Below are 14,979 nucleotides of genomic sequence, written 5' to 3' on the forward strand. Positions count from 1 at the left end.
ATGGCTCCTGGTTAAACGAGGTTGAACGCTGCCAGCAGCATGTCGATCAGCTTGATGCCGATGAACGGCAGGATGATGCCGCCCAGTCCAAACACCAGCAGATTGCGGCGCAGCAGCGCGGTGGCGCCGATGGCGCGGTACTGCACGCCCTTCAGGGCCAGCGGGATCAGCGCAATGATGATGAGCGCATTGAAGATCACCGCCGACATGATGGCCGACGAGGGACTGGCCAGGTGCATGACGTCCAGCGCCTTCAGCTGAGGATAGGTGCCGACGAAAGCCGCCGGGATGATGGCGAAGTACTTGGCGATGTCGTTCGAAATCGAGAACGTGGTGAGCGAACCGCGCGTCATCAGCATCTGCTTGCCGATTTCGACGATCTCCAGCAGCTTGGTGGGGTTCGAATCCAGGTCCACCATATTGCCCGCTTCCTTGGCCGCCTGCGTGCCCGAGTTCATGGCCACGGCCACGTCGGCCTGCGCCAGAGCGGGGGCGTCGTTGGTGCCGTCGCCGGTCATGGCCACCAGCCGGCCTTCGGCCTGGTGGCTGCGGATCAGCTTCAGCTTGTCCTCCGGCGTGGCTTCGGCCAGGAAGTCGTCCACGCCCGCCTCGGCGGCGATGGCGGCGGCGGTCAGCTGGTTGTCGCCGGTGATCATCACGGTCTTGATGCCCATGCGGCGCAATTCGGCGAAGCGCTCCTTGATGCCGCCCTTGACGATGTCCTTCAGCTCCACCACGCCCATCACGCGGCCGCCGTCGGCCACCACCAGCGGCGTGCTGCCCCGGCGCGCCACGTCGTCCACGGCGCGCGCCACCTCGGCCGGATACGGCAGGCCCAGCGACTCCACGTACTTCTTCACCGAGTCGGCCGCGCCTTTGCGCACTTGCCGGCCCTGCAGGTCCACGCCGCTCATGCGGGTCTGCGCGGTGAACGGAACGAACTCGGCCTGCAGCGAGGCCATGTCGCGCTCGCGGATGTTGAACTTCTGCTTGGCCAGCACCACGATGCTGCGCCCTTCCGGCGTTTCGTCGGCCAGCGAGGCCAGTTGCGCCACGTCCGCCAGCTGCTGCTCGGTCACGCCGGGCGCGGGCACGAAGGCCGACGCCTGGCGGTTGCCCAGCGTGATGGTGCCGGTCTTATCCAGCATCAGCACGTCCACGTCGCCCGCCGCTTCCACCGCGCGGCCGGAGGTGGCAATGACGTTGGCCTGCATCATGCGGCTCATGCCCGCCACGCCGATGGCCGACAACAGGCCGCCGATGGTGGTCGGTATCAGGCACACCAGCAGCGCGATCAGCACCGTGATGGTGACCGGTGCTCCCGAGCCGGCCGCCGCCACCGAAAACAGCGAGAACGGCAGCAGCGTCACCGTCACCACCAGGAACACGATGGTGAGCGCCACCAACAGGATGGTCAGCGCGATCTCGTTCGGGGTCTTCTTGCGCTTGGCGCCTTCCACCATGGCGATCATGCGGTCCAAAAATGTTTCACCGGGGTTGGCGGTCACCTTCACCACCAGCCAGTCCGACAGCACGCGGGTGCCGCCGGTAACGGCCGAGAAGTCGCCGCCCGACTCGCGGATCACGGGCGCCGATTCGCCGGTGATGGCGCTTTCGTCCACCGAGGCCACGCCTTCGACCACTTCGCCGTCGATGGGAATGACATCGCCCGCCTCCACCAGGATGAAGTTCCCCTTGCGCAGATCCGGACCGTCGCACGGCAGCCACGCGGTGCCGTGGCGGGGCGCGGACAGCTTCTTGGCCACCACGCTCTTTTTCAGGCTGCGCAGCGAAGCCGCCTGCGCCTTGCTGCGGCCTTCGGCCATGGCTTCGGCCAAGTTGGCGAACAGCACCGTGAACCACAGCCACACGGCGATGGCGGCCACGAAGCCGGCGCTGGCGCCGTCGGCCGCCTTGCCCAGCGCCGCCTGCAGCGCCAGCAGCGTGGTGATGATGCTGCCGACGTAGACCACGAACATGACGGGGCTGCGCAGCTGGGTGCGCGGATGCAGCTTGCGGAAGGCGTCCGCGATGGCCGGGACCAGCAGTTCCGAATCAAACAGTTTGAGGCGCTTGGGCGGCGTAATGCCCGCCAGTGCGTTCGTTTGCGACATGATGGCCTCCTCTTATTTGGTCAGTTGCAGATGTTCGACGACAGGGCCGAGCGCCAGCGCCGGTACATAATTGAGCACGCCCACCAGCGCCACCACGCCCACCAGCAGGCCGATGAACATGGCGCCGTGGGTCGGCATGGTGCCGGCGTTGGCTTGCAGGCGCTGCTTGCCGGCCAGCGAACCGGCGATGGCGAGGATGGGAACGATCACGGCGAAGCGGCCGAACCACATGGCGATGGCCAGCATGGTGTTGTAGAACGGCGTGTTGGCGGACAAGCCGGCGAAGGCGCTGCCGTTGTTGTTGGCCGCAGAGCTGAAGGCGTACAGGATTTCCGAGAAGCCGTGCGCGCCGGGGTTGGCGATGCCGGCGCGGCCCGCCTCCGTCATCACGGCGATGGCGGTGCCGCACAGCACCAGGATGGGCGTGACGAGGATGGCCAGGGAGGTCATCTTCATTTCATAGGCCTGGATCTTCTTGCCCAGGTATTCCGGCGTGCGGCCTATCATCAGGCCGGCGATGAACACCGCCATGATGGCGAACACCAGCATGCCGTACAGGCCGGAGCCCACTCCGCCGAAAATCACTTCGCCGAACTGGATCAGCAGCATGGGGATCATGCCGCCCAGCGGCGTGAAGGAATCGTGCATGGCGTTCACGGCGCCGCAGGACGCGGCGGTGGTGACCGCCGCGAACAGGGCAGAGGCGCTGATGCCGAAGCGGGTTTCCTTGCCTTCCATATTGCCGCCCGATTGCGTGGCGCTCATGGCCTGGTCCACGCCCAGCGCCTGCAGCGCGGGGTGGGCCTGCTGCTCGGCCACCAGCACCACGGCGGTGGCGGCCACGAACAGCAGGGTCATAGCGCCCAGCACGGCCCAGCCCTGGCGGCGGTCGCCCACCATGCGGCCGAAGGCGAAGCACAGGCCAGCCGGGATGATGAAGATGGCCAGCATCTGCATGAAGTTGGTCAGCGCGGTCGGGTTCTCGTAAGGGTGGGCCGAGTTGGCGTTGAAGAATCCGCCGCCGTTGGTGCCCAGCATCTTGATCGCTTCCTGCGAGGCGACCGGCCCCATGGCGATGGTCTGGGTGGCGGCTGTCATGGCGCCGCCGTCGGGCGCCGTGTAGCTCACCGGGTCCAGCAGCGCCACTTCCTTGTAGGCGGAGAAGTTCTGGATCACGCCCTGCCCCATCAGGAACACGGCCAGCAGCAGCGACAGCGGCAGCAGCACGTACAGCGTGGAGCGCGTGGCGTCGACCCAGAAATTGCCGATCGATTTGGCCGAGCGCGAGCTGAAGCCGCGTATCAGCGCATAGGCCACGGCCATGCCGGTGGCGGCCGAGAAGAAGTTCTGGCAGGTCAGCGCCAGCATCTGGACCAAATAGCTCATGGTCTGCTCGCCGCTGTAGCCCTGCCAGTTGGTGTTGGCCACGAAACTGACGGCGGTGTTGAAGGAGGAGTCGGGGCTGACGTTGCCCAGCCCTTGAGGATTGAGCGGCAGCCAGGCTTGCACCCGCTGCAGGACGTAGACCACCACCGCGCCGATGCAGTTGAAGACCAGCAGCGCAGCGGCGTAGCCTTTCCAGCCCTGGCCGCGTTCCTCGGCCTTGAGCGGCACGCCGGCCGCGCGGTACAGCAGTTGTTCGATCTTTTCCAGCCAGCCGAAGCCGGGCACGCGGCCGCCGTCGCCGACGCGCGCCAGCACGATGCCGAGCGGCCAGGCCAGCGCCAGCAGCACGGCCAGGAAGGCCGCCAGCAGCAGAAACGACTCCATCGAGGATTGCATCGTCATCACAGATCCTCCGCTTTCAGCAACGCCAGCACCAGGTACACAAACAACCCGGCCGCAGCGATTGCGCACATAAACACGACATCCATTTTTAACCCCTCGCAGGTCTTGTTTTGATGTTTCCAGCTTATCGGCGGGGGTCTAAAATCGGTGTAAAGACTGGCGGGGAGGGTGTAAACAAGGTGTAAAAATGCGCCGATGATGGGCTGAAACGGCAACAGGCCGGCCGCACCGGGAATGCACCCTGGCGCTGCCGGCCTGCGGCGGGAACGTAACGGTCTAGAACACTTTGCTGACGGTCAGCACCAGCGCGGTCCTGCCCAGGAATTTGCCGTTGGCGGGCGAGGCGTAGGCGGCCTTGCCGGCGTTGGTGCCGATCACGGCCAGCGCGCCGGTGAGCACGCCGAAGTCCCTGGTGGCGCCGACTTTCCAGTCGGTGTAGTCGGCCTGGCTGGAATTTTTCACCTTCTGGTGGCCGGCGTGCAGGTTGACGGTGTAGCCGCCGCCCGCGTCGAGATTGGCGCCCAGGTCCAGGTAGCCGCTGTTTTTGCTGTCGACAAAGCCGAACAGACTGGTCACCGCGTGCGAATACTTGATGTAGGCGGGGCCGTAGCCCAGCTGGCCGTAGACCTCGGTGGTGTCGGCGTTGGCGAAGCCGGCGACGTGTTTCAGTTCATTGGATGGATAGACGTAGGTCAGCACGCCCGCGTCGTAGGATATGTCGGCGCTCAGCTGGCCGCGCTTGCCCGCGTACAGGTCCAGCTCCACGCTGCCGTCGCCGCCCGCATCCCTGGTCCACTTGATGGTGGAGCCCCAGGCGCCGGCGTAGAAGCCGCTCGGGTTGTGCACATAGTCCGCGCCGCCCTGCAGCGCAGGCTGCAGGCGGGTCTGCGAAATGCCGCGGTAGCGGTAGTCCGAGGCAGCGGCGGCGTTAAAGCTGATGTCGTGGTCCGGCTTCTGTTCTTCGGCCTGCGCGGAGGCGCCGAAGGCGGCGAAGGTGGAGACAAAGGCGGTGGCAAGCAGCAGTTTCTTCATGATGCAGTCTTTCTTCGGTGGGTAAATTGGTCAGGCGGCGAACACTTCGCGGTACAAGCCCGGCATATCATCGGCCGCCTTGTCCTTGTGGATGACGGTACAGGCCAGCGAGGCGGACATCACGCGCGAGGCGTAGGCGCGGATCGCCGCCAGCTGCTCGTTTTCCGGCCCCTGGCAGCCGCAGCACGCCACGAACAGCACGCGCAGGCCGGGATTGAACATGCGGGCCGAATTCAGGCGCGCGATCAGCTGATACTGGCTGGCCAGGTCCGCCTGCTCGGCCGACACGGGTACCAGCACCAGGCGCGCGGCGATCAGCGCGGCGCGGCTTTGCACGGTGTCGCGCCCTTCGGTGTCGATCACGATGTCGTTGTAGTAGCGGCGCAGCACCTCCAGTTCGGCGGGCACGTCGCGCCCGCGCATCGGCCGGGCCGGGACCCGGGGCTGGATGCCGGCGGCAATGCACTCGCAGTTCCACGCCATCGCCGACTGTTTGGGATCGGCGTCCAGCAGCAGCACCTTGCGTCCCGCGCGGGCCCGCAGCAGCGCCAGGTAGCTCGCGACCAGCGTCTTGCCCGAGCCGCCGCTCTGGTTGGCGATTGCGATAATCATGTCGGCCTCCTTTATGCAGATTCGATGCTGAACAGCTTATCGGCGGCGCCGTAAAAACGGTCTAAAAAGCACGCGGCGCGCCATAAAGGCGGTGTATACGCGAAGCGCGCATCACCGCTCTTTTTCACCGCGTGACAATTCGCGTATTTGTCCCGGAAAGCCCTCGCTATATTGGTAAACGGCATCGCTGGAAAACTACAAATACGAGGGAGACCTGGCATGCGTATCGATTTCACTATCAATGGCCACAGCAATGCGGCCGCGCGCTTTCTTACATGGACGCCATCCCCTTTGCGTCTCCGGCTGCTGGACGCACCGCCACTGCCGGCGAGCGTTAGCGTCACCCTTGCCGAGCAGGCCAAACCCGGCGGCGGCTCGCTGCGCTTTAGCAGCACCGAAGCCGGCCCGCCTCGCGCCACGCTGAACGTGGCCCTGCCCAGCAACGGGCAATCCGTCACGGTGTGGGTGATGGGGCGCTACGGCAAGGCCAGCCGGGAGAACGGCGACGTCGGCATCGCCGCGCGGGATGCCCAGGGCAGGCCGCTCGGCACCTTGCCCGTCATGGTCCGCGTCCGCAAGGACGCCAATACCCTCACGCCGTCCGAGCGCGACCGCTTCCTCGCCGCGCTGGCCAAGCTCAATGACCGCGGCGCGGGACGGTTCGTCGATTTCCGCAACATGCACGTGGGCGGCCTGCCGGACGCGCAGGCGCACGGCGGCCCCGGCTTCCTGCCCTGGCACCGCGCCTACCTGCTCGACCTGGAACGTGAACTGCAGGCGATCGATCCCTCGGTTGCGCTGCCATACTGGCGCTTCGACAAGCGCGCCGCCAATCTGTTCAGCCCCGACTTCATGGGCAACGCCGACGCTGACGGCTTCGTCGACTTCAGCCCGTCCAATCCGCTGACGATGTGGGCCACGGACGGCCAGATCGGCGTGATCCGCAGGATAGGCGACACCAATCCGGCCTTGCGCGCATCGCCGGACGTGCTCAGCGAAGAAGCCACCATGCAGCTCGGCGCCAGCTACAGCGGCTTCCGCGACATGCAATTCAACCCCCACGGGGCGGCCCACACCAGCTATTTCAGGGGCAGCATCTCCGGCATTGCCACCGCCGCCAAGGATCCCCTGTTCTTCCTCCTGCATTGCAATGTGGACCGCTTGTGGGCGCGCTGGCAGCGCCTGCACAACCGCTTCGACGCCAACGCAGCGCCGGCGTACGACAACGGGCCGACGCCGACCAGCCACCTGCAAGGCCACAACCTGAACGACAGCCTGTGGCCCTGGAACGGCGTCATCGCCGCGCCGCGCCCGCCCACCGCGCCCGGCGGCGACCTGGCACGCTCGCCTTGCGTGGCCGCGCCCGGCCCCAGGCCGCTGGTGCGCGACATGATCGACTTCCAGGGCAGCCGCCTGCGCGCGGCCTGCCTGGGCTTCGCCTACGACAACGTGAACTGACACGGCAAAGGAGAACCGGCCATGGCAAGCAAAAAACCGGCCGCCCGGCGGCCCACCGCTGCAGCCCTCGTGAAACGGGCCTTCGGCGACGGCGCCACCAAGGACAAGGTGGCCGCAATGTCCATGCTGCAGCAGATTGCGATCAGCGACCGCGCCACTTTCCGCCAGGTTGTCGCCACCCTGCGCGACCCTGGACAGCCGGCCGCGCTGCGCAAGGCCGCCCTGCGCACGCTGGAGACGGCCACGTTCGACCCGGCCGCCTTTGCGCCCTACCGCAGCGCCTATCTGACGGCGCTGCGGGCCCTGCGCACCGACCAGGACACCGGCCTGCGCGAGGACGCGATCGGCATCCTGGCGCGCGAACACGACGGCGACACCCAGGCTTTGCTGATACAGGGCCTGGAAGCGCCGGACGAGGCGCTGCTGCCTGCGGCCCAGGCGCTGCAGATGCTCAGTTACGACATGCACAGCGGCGCCTATGACGTGGCGCGCCGCATCGCGGCCAAGCCGCCCAGCCACGAAGTGCGGCGCGAAGCGCTGCGCGTGCTGGCGGCCGATCCCAAGTCGGCCAATATGTTCGAGAAAATCCTGCGCGACAAACAGGAAGGCAACCCGATCCGCCAGCTGGCCGCATGCGCCCTGCAGCAGCTCGCCCCGCAGCGCCTGCATACCTGCGCGCGCGACATCGCCGTCAGCACCGGCGAGGACGACCAGATGAAAACCCTGGGCATGACCGTGCTGGCGCACTTTGCCAGCGACGAGACCATCGCCGGCGACAGCAAGCTCAAATCCCACGTCGACAGCTTGAGCCGGCAAAGCGGCGGGCAAGCCTCGCCGATGACGCTGGCGGCGCAAAAGCTCGCGGAGCGCTATACCTGAGGAAGCAGCATGCCGGCGACCGCGCAACCATGGACAGCACAGCAGTTCCGCGACGCGGTGGCCGCGCATGCGCGCGACGTTCCCGCCCTGCTGGAGCTGCTGGCCGAGGAGCACCCCGCCTACGGCCAGCAAAGCGGCGCCGAAGCAGTGCGGCGGCGCGGCTGGGTGCTCGCTGCGCTTGGCCGCCAGCCCCTGCCCGCAGCCGCCCTGCCGCTGCTGCTGGCGGAACTGCAAAGCGAGCATAGCCCCTACCTGCTGGCCGCCGCCGCGCGCGCCTTGCGCCGCTCGCCGGCGCCGCCGTCCGCCGCGCGGGCCGCGCTGGAGCGCGCCGCGCAGACGCTCGCCCTGCAAGACGACCTGGTTGACCTGGAGCGCTGGGGCGGCGTGGCCGCGTCGGAGGGCGACGGCAGCGCCCTGGAGGAGGTGCGGCGCACGCAGGACTGGCTGGCAGCGCGCGGCGAGGACGGCGGCGGCGAGGACGGCTGCTGCGGTGCGCCGCTGCCCTGGACCCGCCCTTCCCGGGCCCACGGCGACATTGCGCTGGCGCGCTTCGAAGACCAGGCCGGCCGCGCCCACGGCTGGGCCGATCTCTTCACCGGCAAGCCCTGCATCACGGCGTTCTTCTATACGCGCTGCGACAATGAACGCAAGTGTTCGCTCACCATCTGCAAGCTGGCCGAGGTGCAAAGGCTGCTGGCCGCGCAGGGCCTGGGGCAGCTGGTGCGCATCAACGCCGTCAGCTACGACCCGGACTACGATTTGCCGCCGCGCCTGCAGGGCTACGCGGACAGCCGCCGGCTGGCCACCGGCGACGACTGCCACCTGCTGCGCGCCACCGAAGGCAGGGACGACATCGCGGCCTACTTCAACAACGGCGTCAACTACATCTCCTCCATCGTGAACCGCCACCGCATCGAAGTGTTCCTGCTCGATGCGGACGGCCGCATCGCCGCAAGCTGCCAGCGCCTGGAGTGGCAGCCGCAAGACCTGGCCGAACGCGCCGCGCAGCTGGCAGGAGGACAGCACGCGGCCCGGCAAGCCGGCCGGGCCGGGCGTCCGCGCCTGGCCGGCGCCGGCCAGGCCATGCCGGTGCTGTGGGCCGCAGGCCTGGCGCTGCTGCCCAAGTGCCCGATCTGCGGCGCCGCCTACCTGAGCATGACCGGCATCGCGGCCTATTCCTACCTGCCCGGCTGGAGCCGCTCCTGGCCCTTTCTGCTGCTACTGCTGCTGCTCAACCTGGCCGCGCTGGCGTGGTTCGCGCGCGCCCGCCACGCCCGGCTGCCGCTGTTGTGTTCCGGCCTGGGGGCGCTGCTGATTGCCGGCCCCGGCCTGGCGATGGGGATGGAGGCGGCCACGCTGCTCGGCGCGGCCTGCATCGCGGCGGGCTCGCTGGCGGCGGTGCTGTCGGTCCGGCGGCGGCGCGGGCATGCGCACTAGCCCGCGCCATGCACCTGCCTGCGATGTGCACTAGCCCGAGATGCGCATCAGCCGCTTGAGCACCGCGCGCAGCGTGGCGTCGGAGACCGGCTTGTCGAGCAGGCCGGCGGCGCCGGCGGCGCCGGCGCGCGCGCTGTCGTAGGGGAAACCGCTGGACACCATGAACACCACCTCTGGCGCGCGGCCGCCGCCCTGCGCGCGCAGCGCGGCGCACAGGGCGTACGGGTCGATCCCGGCCAGCGCGGTATTGAGCAGCACCACCGCCACCGGCGCCAGCATCTGCGGCGCGTCCGCGCAGGCGGCCAGCGCGGACGGCTCGTCGGACGCCCACAGCGAAGGAATGTCCCAGGGCTTGAGCAGCCTGGCTATGTGCTGGCTGAAGCGCGCGTTGCGGTCCACCACCAGCACGGCGCCGCGCCGGTCCTGGCCCGGACTGCGCAGCACCGCGTATTCGGACGGATCGGTCAGGTCCAGGTCGAGCCGCTGGCCGGTGCGCCGTTCGGCCGGCGGCGGCAGGCCGGTGCCGGCCAGCCGGGCCAGCGCGTCGGCGCGGCGCTCCACCAGCCGCGCCAGTTCGGCGTGCAGGCTGTCGTCGTCGCACGGCAGGGGCAAGGATGGATACGGCAGCCCCGGCACCGGCGCCGGCGCGCCCAGCAGCAGCGCCGGACGCACGTCGCCCGGACTAAGCGCCGCCAGCGCGGCGAGCGCCTTCAGGTCCGCGCCGTTGACGATGAGCAGATCCGGCTCTTGCAGACTGTCGGCCGACAGGCAAAAGTACCCCGGCCCGCTGGCAGGCCCATGCAGCGGGGCGCGCGCGAGCGCCGCCGCCAGGCCACCGGCCTGCGCTTCGGCAAAGCCGATCAGGCGCACTGCGAACGGAAAAATGTCTGCATTCATGGGCGAACCAGGGACCGGACGTGGTGTTTTTTGCACCGCTTTTCCCCATTTAACCACAATTACCCGCCATTTCCAGCGCCTTGTTTCCCGCCGTTGCCGCCGGTTGCGGATAGAATGCGCAAGCAAGCGCGCCTGCCGGCGTTGCGCAGAAAGCACTTGCCATGCAAAATAACTGTATATAATCACAGCGTTTTGCATGGCACCAGCACAGTATTTTGCAAATAATCTGCCGCACCAATAAGAACCGCACAACCTAGCTTGATCACGTATGGCCACTAAAAAACCAGTTTCCGACTATAGCGAATCATCCATCCGCGTCCTCAAGGGCCTGGAGCCCGTCAAGCAGCGTCCGGGCATGTACACCCGCACGGAGAACCCGCTGCACATCATCCAGGAGGTGATCGACAATGCCTCCGACGAGGCATTGGGCGGCCATTGCAAAAACATCATCGTCACGCAGAATGCCGACGGCAGCATTACGGTGGAAGACGACGGCCGGGGCATCCCGGTCGGCCTGCACCCTGAGGAGAACGTGCCGACGGTGGAAATCGTCTTCACCCGCCTGCACGCGGGCGGCAAGTTCGACAAGGGCTCGGGCGGCGCCTACGCCTTCTCGGGCGGCCTGCACGGCGTGGGCGTCTCGGTCACCAACGCGCTGTCCAAGCGCCTGGAAATCTCCGTCTGGCGCAAGGACGACAAGGGCAACGGCTTCCACCACCTGGTGTTCGAGCACGGCGACGTGGTCGAACCGCTGACCTCCATGCCGGCGCCGAAGGACGGCAAGAAGTCCGGCACCCGCGTCACCGCCTGGCCGGACGCCAAGTACTTCGACTCCTCGCTGATCTCGCAGGTTGAGCTGCAGCGCCTGCTGCGTTCCAAGGCGGTGCTGCTGCCGGGCGTGACGGTCACGCTGAACAACGCCAAGACCGGCGACTCGCAAACCTGGAAATACGACGAAGGCCTGCGCGGCTACCTGACCGAAGCGCTGGCGCAAACGTCCGACGGCGAAACCCTGATCCCGCTGTTCGAGGGCGCGCAGTTCGCCGGCCCGGACGCGGAAGGCTTCGCCGAGGGCGAAGGCGCGGCCTGGGTGGTGGCGTGGACCGAAACCGGCGCCGTGGTGCGCGAATCCTACGTCAACCTGATCCCCACGCCGAACGGCGGCACCCACGAATCGGGCCTGCGCGACGGCCTGTTCGGCGCCGTGAAGAACTTCGCCGAGATGCACTCGCTGCTGCCGAAAGGCGTGAAGCTGCTGCCGGAAGACGTGTTCGCGCGCGTTTCCTTCGTGCTGTCGGCCAAAGTGCTGGACCCGCAGTTCCAGGGCCAGATCAAGGAGCGCCTGAACTCGCGCGACGCGGTGCGCCTGGTGTCCACCTTCGCCAAGCCGCCGCTGGAGCTGTGGCTGAACCAGCACATCGACTACGGCAAGAAGCTGGCCGAGCTGGTGATCAAGCAGGCGCAGTCGCGTTTGCGCTCGCTGCAGAAAGTGGAAAAGAAAAAATCCTCCGGCGTGGCCGTGTTGCCGGGCAAGCTGACCGACTGCGAATCGACCGACGTGACCCGCACCGAGATCTTCCTGGTCGAGGGCGACTCGGCGGGCGGCTCGGCCAAGATGGGCCGCGACAAGGAATTCCAGGCCATCCTGCCGCTGCGCGGCAAGGTGCTCAACTCCTGGGAAACCGACAAGGACCGCCTGTTCGCCAACAACGAGATCCACGACATCTCGGTGGCCATCGGCGTCGACCCGCACGCCAATGGCGACTCGCCGGACCTGTCCGGCCTGCGCTACGGCAAAATCTGCATCCTCTCCGATGCGGACGTGGACGGTTCGCACATCCAGGTGCTGCTGCTCACGCTGTTCTTCCGCCACTTCCCGGCGCTGATCCAGAAGGGCCACATCTGCATCGCCCGTCCGCCACTGTACCGCGTGGACGCGCCGGCGCGCGGCAAGAAGCCGATCCAGAAGCTGTACGCGCTGGACGACGGCGAACTGGTGGCCATCGAGGACAAGCTGCGCAAGGACGGCCTGAAGGACGGCAGCTGGTCCATCTCCCGCTTCAAGGGCCTGGGCGAGATGAACGCCGAGCAGCTGTGGGAAACCACCATGAACCCGGACACGCGCCGCCTGCTGCCGGTGAAGGTGGGCCGCCCCGGCCACACCAGCTCCTCGGCGCGCTTCAACATGCTGATGGGTAAAGGCGAAGCCGCCGCCCGCCGCGCATGGATCGAGGAACACGGCAACGAAGTCGAAGCCGACATTTAATACAGCACACGTTATCTGACATGACTCATCAAGCAAATCTCTTTGACGAACCGGCGCCGGAAGCTGCGGCTGGTACAGAAAAAACCGGCCCCGGCGTGAACCCGGTGGCCGAGACGGTGGACGAACTGCAGCCGCTGGAGGACGCCATCGCCGAAAGCGGCGGCGGCGATGACGGCAACGGCGGCGGCGATGACGGCGGCGACGACGGCGACGACGGCGATGGCGGCGACGGCGGCGAAACGCTGGTGCTGTCCACGTTCGCCGAGCGCGCCTACCTGGACTACGCGATCTCCGTGGTCAAGGGCCGCGCCCTGCCCGACGTGTGCGACGGCCAGAAGCCGGTGCAGCGCCGCATCCTGTACTCGATGAATGAACTGGGCCTGGGCCACACCGCCAAGCCGCGCAAGTCCGCCACCGTGGTGGGCGACGTGCTGGGTAAATTGCACCCGCACGGCGACCAGTCGGTGTACGACGCGCTGGTGCGCATGGCGCAGGACTTCTCGCTGCGCTACCCGCTGATCGACGGCCAGGGCAACTTCGGCTCGCGCGACGGCGACGGCGCGGCCGCGATGCGGTACACCGAAGCCCGCCTGACGCCGATTTCGCGCCTGCTGCTGGACGAAATCGACCAGGACACGGTGGACTTCCAGCCCAACTACGACGGCTCGTCCGAAGAACCGAGCCTGCTGCCGGCGCGCCTGCCGATGGTGCTGCTGAACGGCGCCTCCGGCATTGCCGTGGGCCTGGCCACTGAAATCCCCTCGCACAACCTGACCGAAGTGGCGCAGGCCGCCGTGGCCATGATCCGCAATCCGAAGATCAGCCACGCCGAACTGATGGCGCTGATCCCCGGCCCGGACTTCCCGGGCGGCGGCCAGATCATCACCCCGCCGGCGCAGATCCAGGACATGTACGCCTCCGGCCGCGGCTCCATGAAGGTGCGCGCGCGCTGGAAGATCGAAGAGCTGGCGCGCGGCCAGTGGCAGGCCGTGGTCACCGAACTGCCGCCGGGCACCTCCTCGCAGAAGGTGCTGGAGGAGATCGAGGAGCTGACCAACCCCAAGGTCAAGATGGGCAAGAAGGCGCTGTCGCCGGACCAGCTGGCGCTCAAGCAGCTGATCCTCGGCTCGCTCGACACCATCCGCGACGAATCGGGCCGCGCCGCGCCGGTGCGCCTGGTGTTCGAGCCGAAATCGAAGAACCAGGACCAGACCGAATTCATGCTGATGCTGCTGGCGCATACCTCGCTGGAATCGTCGGCCTCGATCAACCTGGTGATGATAGGCAGCGACGGCCGCCCGCGCCAGAAGGGCATCGGCGACATCATCAGCGAGTGGATCGGCTTCCGTTTCGAGACCGTCACCCGCCGCACCCAGTTCCGCCTGAGGAAAGTGGACGACCGCATCCACATCCTGGAAGGCCGCGAAACCATCCTGCTGAACATCGATGAAGTGATCCACATCATCCGCAATTCGGACGATCCGAAGGCGGCGCTGATCGAACGCTTCAAGCTGTCCGACCGCCAGGCCGAAGACATCCTGGAAATCCGCCTGCGCCAGCTGGCGCGCCTGGAAGCGATCAAGATCCAGCAGGAACTGGCCGAACTGCGCAAGGAAAAGCAGACCCTGACGGACCTGCTGGAAAACCCGTCCTCGATGAAGCGCATCATCATCAAGGAAATCGAGAGCGACGCCAAAGCCTACGGCGACGCGCGCCGCACGCTGATCGAGGAAGCGCAGAAAGCCGTGGCCGAGCAGAAGGTGGTGGACGAACCGGTCACCGTCATCATCTCGGAAAAAGGCTGGATCCGCGCCCGCACCGGCATCGGCCACGACAAGACCCAGTTCACCTTCAAGGTGGGCGACGCGCTGCACGACGCCTTCGAGTGCCGCACCGTGGACACCCTGCTCGGCTTCGGCGACAACGGCAAGGTGTACTCGGTGCCGGTGGCCGCGCTGCCGAACGCGCGCGGCGACGGCGTGCCGGTCACCACGCTGGTGGACCTGTCGGGCGGCGTGCGCATCAAGCACTACTTCGCCGGCCCGGCCGCCACCCAGCTGCTGCTGTCCTCCAGCGCGGGCTTCGGCTTCATCGCCAAGGCCGGCGACATGGTCAGCCGCCTGAAGGGCGGCAAGTCCTTCATCACGCTGGACGAAGGCGACCTGCCGCTGCCGCCGTCGGTGGTGGCGGACGACGCCAGCGCCGTGGCCGCGCTGTCCGAGAAGGGCCGCCTGCTGGTGTTCGGCATGAGCGAAATGAAAACGCTGACCAACGGCGGACGCGGCGTGATCCTGATGGAACTCGATCCGAAGGAAACGCTGCTGTCGGCCGCCGCCATCAGCCAGAAAGGCGTGATCGTGCACGGCACCATGGCGGCCAAGCCGCGCGAGCTGGAAATGTCCGGCAACGTGCTGGCGCCGCACTTCGGCAAACGGGCCCGCAAGGGCAAGGAGCTGGTACAGCGTATCAAAGCGTCCACGCTGGCGCCCAAGTAAG

Annotated in this window: 11 protein-coding genes; 5 read left to right on the forward strand and 6 right to left on the reverse strand. The window is 67.3% G+C overall.

The features are described 5' to 3' along the window. Nucleotides 1-11 precede the first annotated feature (11 nt). From kdpB to AC56DV_RS06035, 5 genes are all read right to left on the reverse strand, one after another. A complete protein-coding gene (kdpB, locus tag AC56DV_RS06015; RefSeq protein WP_496313390.1) occupies nt 12-2,114 on the reverse strand; it encodes a potassium-transporting ATPase subunit KdpB in 2,103 nt (700 codons plus the stop codon). Between the two features lie 12 nt (nt 2,115-2,126). Continuing rightward, nucleotides 2,127-3,902 (reverse strand): potassium-transporting ATPase subunit KdpA, encoded by a 1,776-nt coding sequence (gene kdpA / locus AC56DV_RS06020; protein ID WP_496313391.1) that lies wholly within the window; start codon nt 3,900-3,902, stop codon nt 2,127-2,129. Continuing rightward, nucleotides 3,902-3,988, reverse strand: coding sequence for a potassium-transporting ATPase subunit F (locus AC56DV_RS06025; RefSeq protein ID WP_496313828.1), 87 nt, complete (start codon nt 3,986-3,988; stop codon nt 3,902-3,904). The genes kdpA and AC56DV_RS06025 overlap by 1 nt, the downstream gene beginning before the upstream one ends. Before the next feature lie 190 nt (nt 3,989-4,178). Continuing rightward, entirely contained in the window at nt 4,179-4,934 is a 756-nt protein-coding gene (locus tag AC56DV_RS06030) for a TorF family putative porin (RefSeq protein WP_496313392.1), read from the reverse strand. A gap of 30 nt (nt 4,935-4,964) precedes the next feature. Then, nucleotides 4,965-5,546 (reverse strand): AAA family ATPase, encoded by a 582-nt coding sequence (locus tag AC56DV_RS06035; protein ID WP_496313393.1) that lies wholly within the window; start codon nt 5,544-5,546, stop codon nt 4,965-4,967. A gap of 219 nt (nt 5,547-5,765) precedes the next feature. Between AC56DV_RS06035 and AC56DV_RS06040 the strand changes: the two genes are divergently transcribed. Genes AC56DV_RS06040 through AC56DV_RS06050 form a run of 3 tightly spaced genes read left to right on the forward strand, consistent with a single transcriptional unit; the run spans nt 5,766 to nt 9,320 of the window. Then, on the forward strand, nt 5,766-7,004 hold the full coding sequence (locus AC56DV_RS06040; RefSeq protein ID WP_496313394.1) for a tyrosinase family protein: 1,239 nt from the start codon (nt 5,766-5,768) through the stop codon (nt 7,002-7,004). A gap of 21 nt (nt 7,005-7,025) precedes the next feature. Further along, on the forward strand, nt 7,026-7,883 hold the full coding sequence (locus AC56DV_RS06045) for a HEAT repeat domain-containing protein (RefSeq protein ID WP_496313395.1): 858 nt from the start codon (nt 7,026-7,028) through the stop codon (nt 7,881-7,883). Nucleotides 7,884-7,892: 9 nt separating this feature from the next. Continuing rightward, complete coding sequence (locus tag AC56DV_RS06050; RefSeq protein ID WP_496313396.1) at nt 7,893-9,320, forward strand: SCO family protein; 1,428 nt, start codon at nt 7,893-7,895, stop codon at nt 9,318-9,320. A gap of 30 nt (nt 9,321-9,350) precedes the next feature. Here the strand turns inward: AC56DV_RS06050 and AC56DV_RS06055 are convergent, their stop codons facing one another. Continuing rightward, nucleotides 9,351-10,217: a response regulator gene (locus tag AC56DV_RS06055; RefSeq protein ID WP_496313397.1), complete on the reverse strand. Its 867-nt coding sequence runs from the start codon at nt 10,215-10,217 to the stop codon at nt 9,351-9,353. A 268-nt stretch (nt 10,218-10,485) separates the two neighbouring features. Here AC56DV_RS06055 and AC56DV_RS06060 point away from each other — a divergent pair, with 268 nt between their 5' ends. Together AC56DV_RS06060 and parC are read left to right on the forward strand one after the other, a co-directional pair. Continuing rightward, a complete protein-coding gene (locus AC56DV_RS06060) occupies nt 10,486-12,483 on the forward strand; it encodes a DNA topoisomerase IV subunit B (RefSeq protein WP_496313398.1) in 1,998 nt (665 codons plus the stop codon). A 20-nt stretch (nt 12,484-12,503) separates the two neighbouring features. Continuing rightward, nucleotides 12,504-14,978 carry a DNA topoisomerase IV subunit A gene (gene parC / locus AC56DV_RS06065; RefSeq protein WP_496313399.1) on the forward strand — a complete coding sequence of 825 codons (2,475 nt, stop codon included), beginning with the start codon at nt 12,504-12,506 and terminating at the stop codon, nt 14,976-14,978. Nucleotide 14,979: the final 1 nt, after the last annotated feature.

It is taken from the genome of Massilia sp. BGA-UO-ETr-WB1, assembly GCF_059567845.1.

Excerpts from the sequence above, each read along its gene's own strand:
- kdpB (WP_496313390.1), bottom strand. The coding sequence starts at position 2,114 with ATGTCGCAAACGAACGCACTGGCGGGCATTACGCCGCCCAAGCGCCTC.
- kdpA (WP_496313391.1), bottom strand. The coding sequence starts at position 3,902 with ATGACGATGCAATCCTCGATGGAGTCGTTTCTGCTGCTGGCGGCCTTC.
- AC56DV_RS06025 (WP_496313828.1), bottom strand. The coding sequence starts at position 3,988 with ATGGATGTCGTGTTTATGTGCGCAATCGCTGCGGCCGGGTTGTTTGTG.
- AC56DV_RS06030 (WP_496313392.1), bottom strand. The coding sequence starts at position 4,934 with ATGAAGAAACTGCTGCTTGCCACCGCCTTTGTCTCCACCTTCGCCGCC.
- AC56DV_RS06035 (WP_496313393.1), bottom strand. The coding sequence starts at position 5,546 with ATGATTATCGCAATCGCCAACCAGAGCGGCGGCTCGGGCAAGACGCTG.
- AC56DV_RS06040 (WP_496313394.1), top strand. The coding sequence starts at position 5,766 with ATGCGTATCGATTTCACTATCAATGGCCACAGCAATGCGGCCGCGCGC.
- AC56DV_RS06045 (WP_496313395.1), top strand. The coding sequence starts at position 7,026 with ATGGCAAGCAAAAAACCGGCCGCCCGGCGGCCCACCGCTGCAGCCCTC.
- AC56DV_RS06050 (WP_496313396.1), top strand. The coding sequence starts at position 7,893 with ATGCCGGCGACCGCGCAACCATGGACAGCACAGCAGTTCCGCGACGCG.
- AC56DV_RS06055 (WP_496313397.1), bottom strand. The coding sequence starts at position 10,217 with ATGAATGCAGACATTTTTCCGTTCGCAGTGCGCCTGATCGGCTTTGCC.
- AC56DV_RS06060 (WP_496313398.1), top strand. The coding sequence starts at position 10,486 with ATGGCCACTAAAAAACCAGTTTCCGACTATAGCGAATCATCCATCCGC.
- parC (WP_496313399.1), top strand. The coding sequence starts at position 12,504 with ATGACTCATCAAGCAAATCTCTTTGACGAACCGGCGCCGGAAGCTGCG.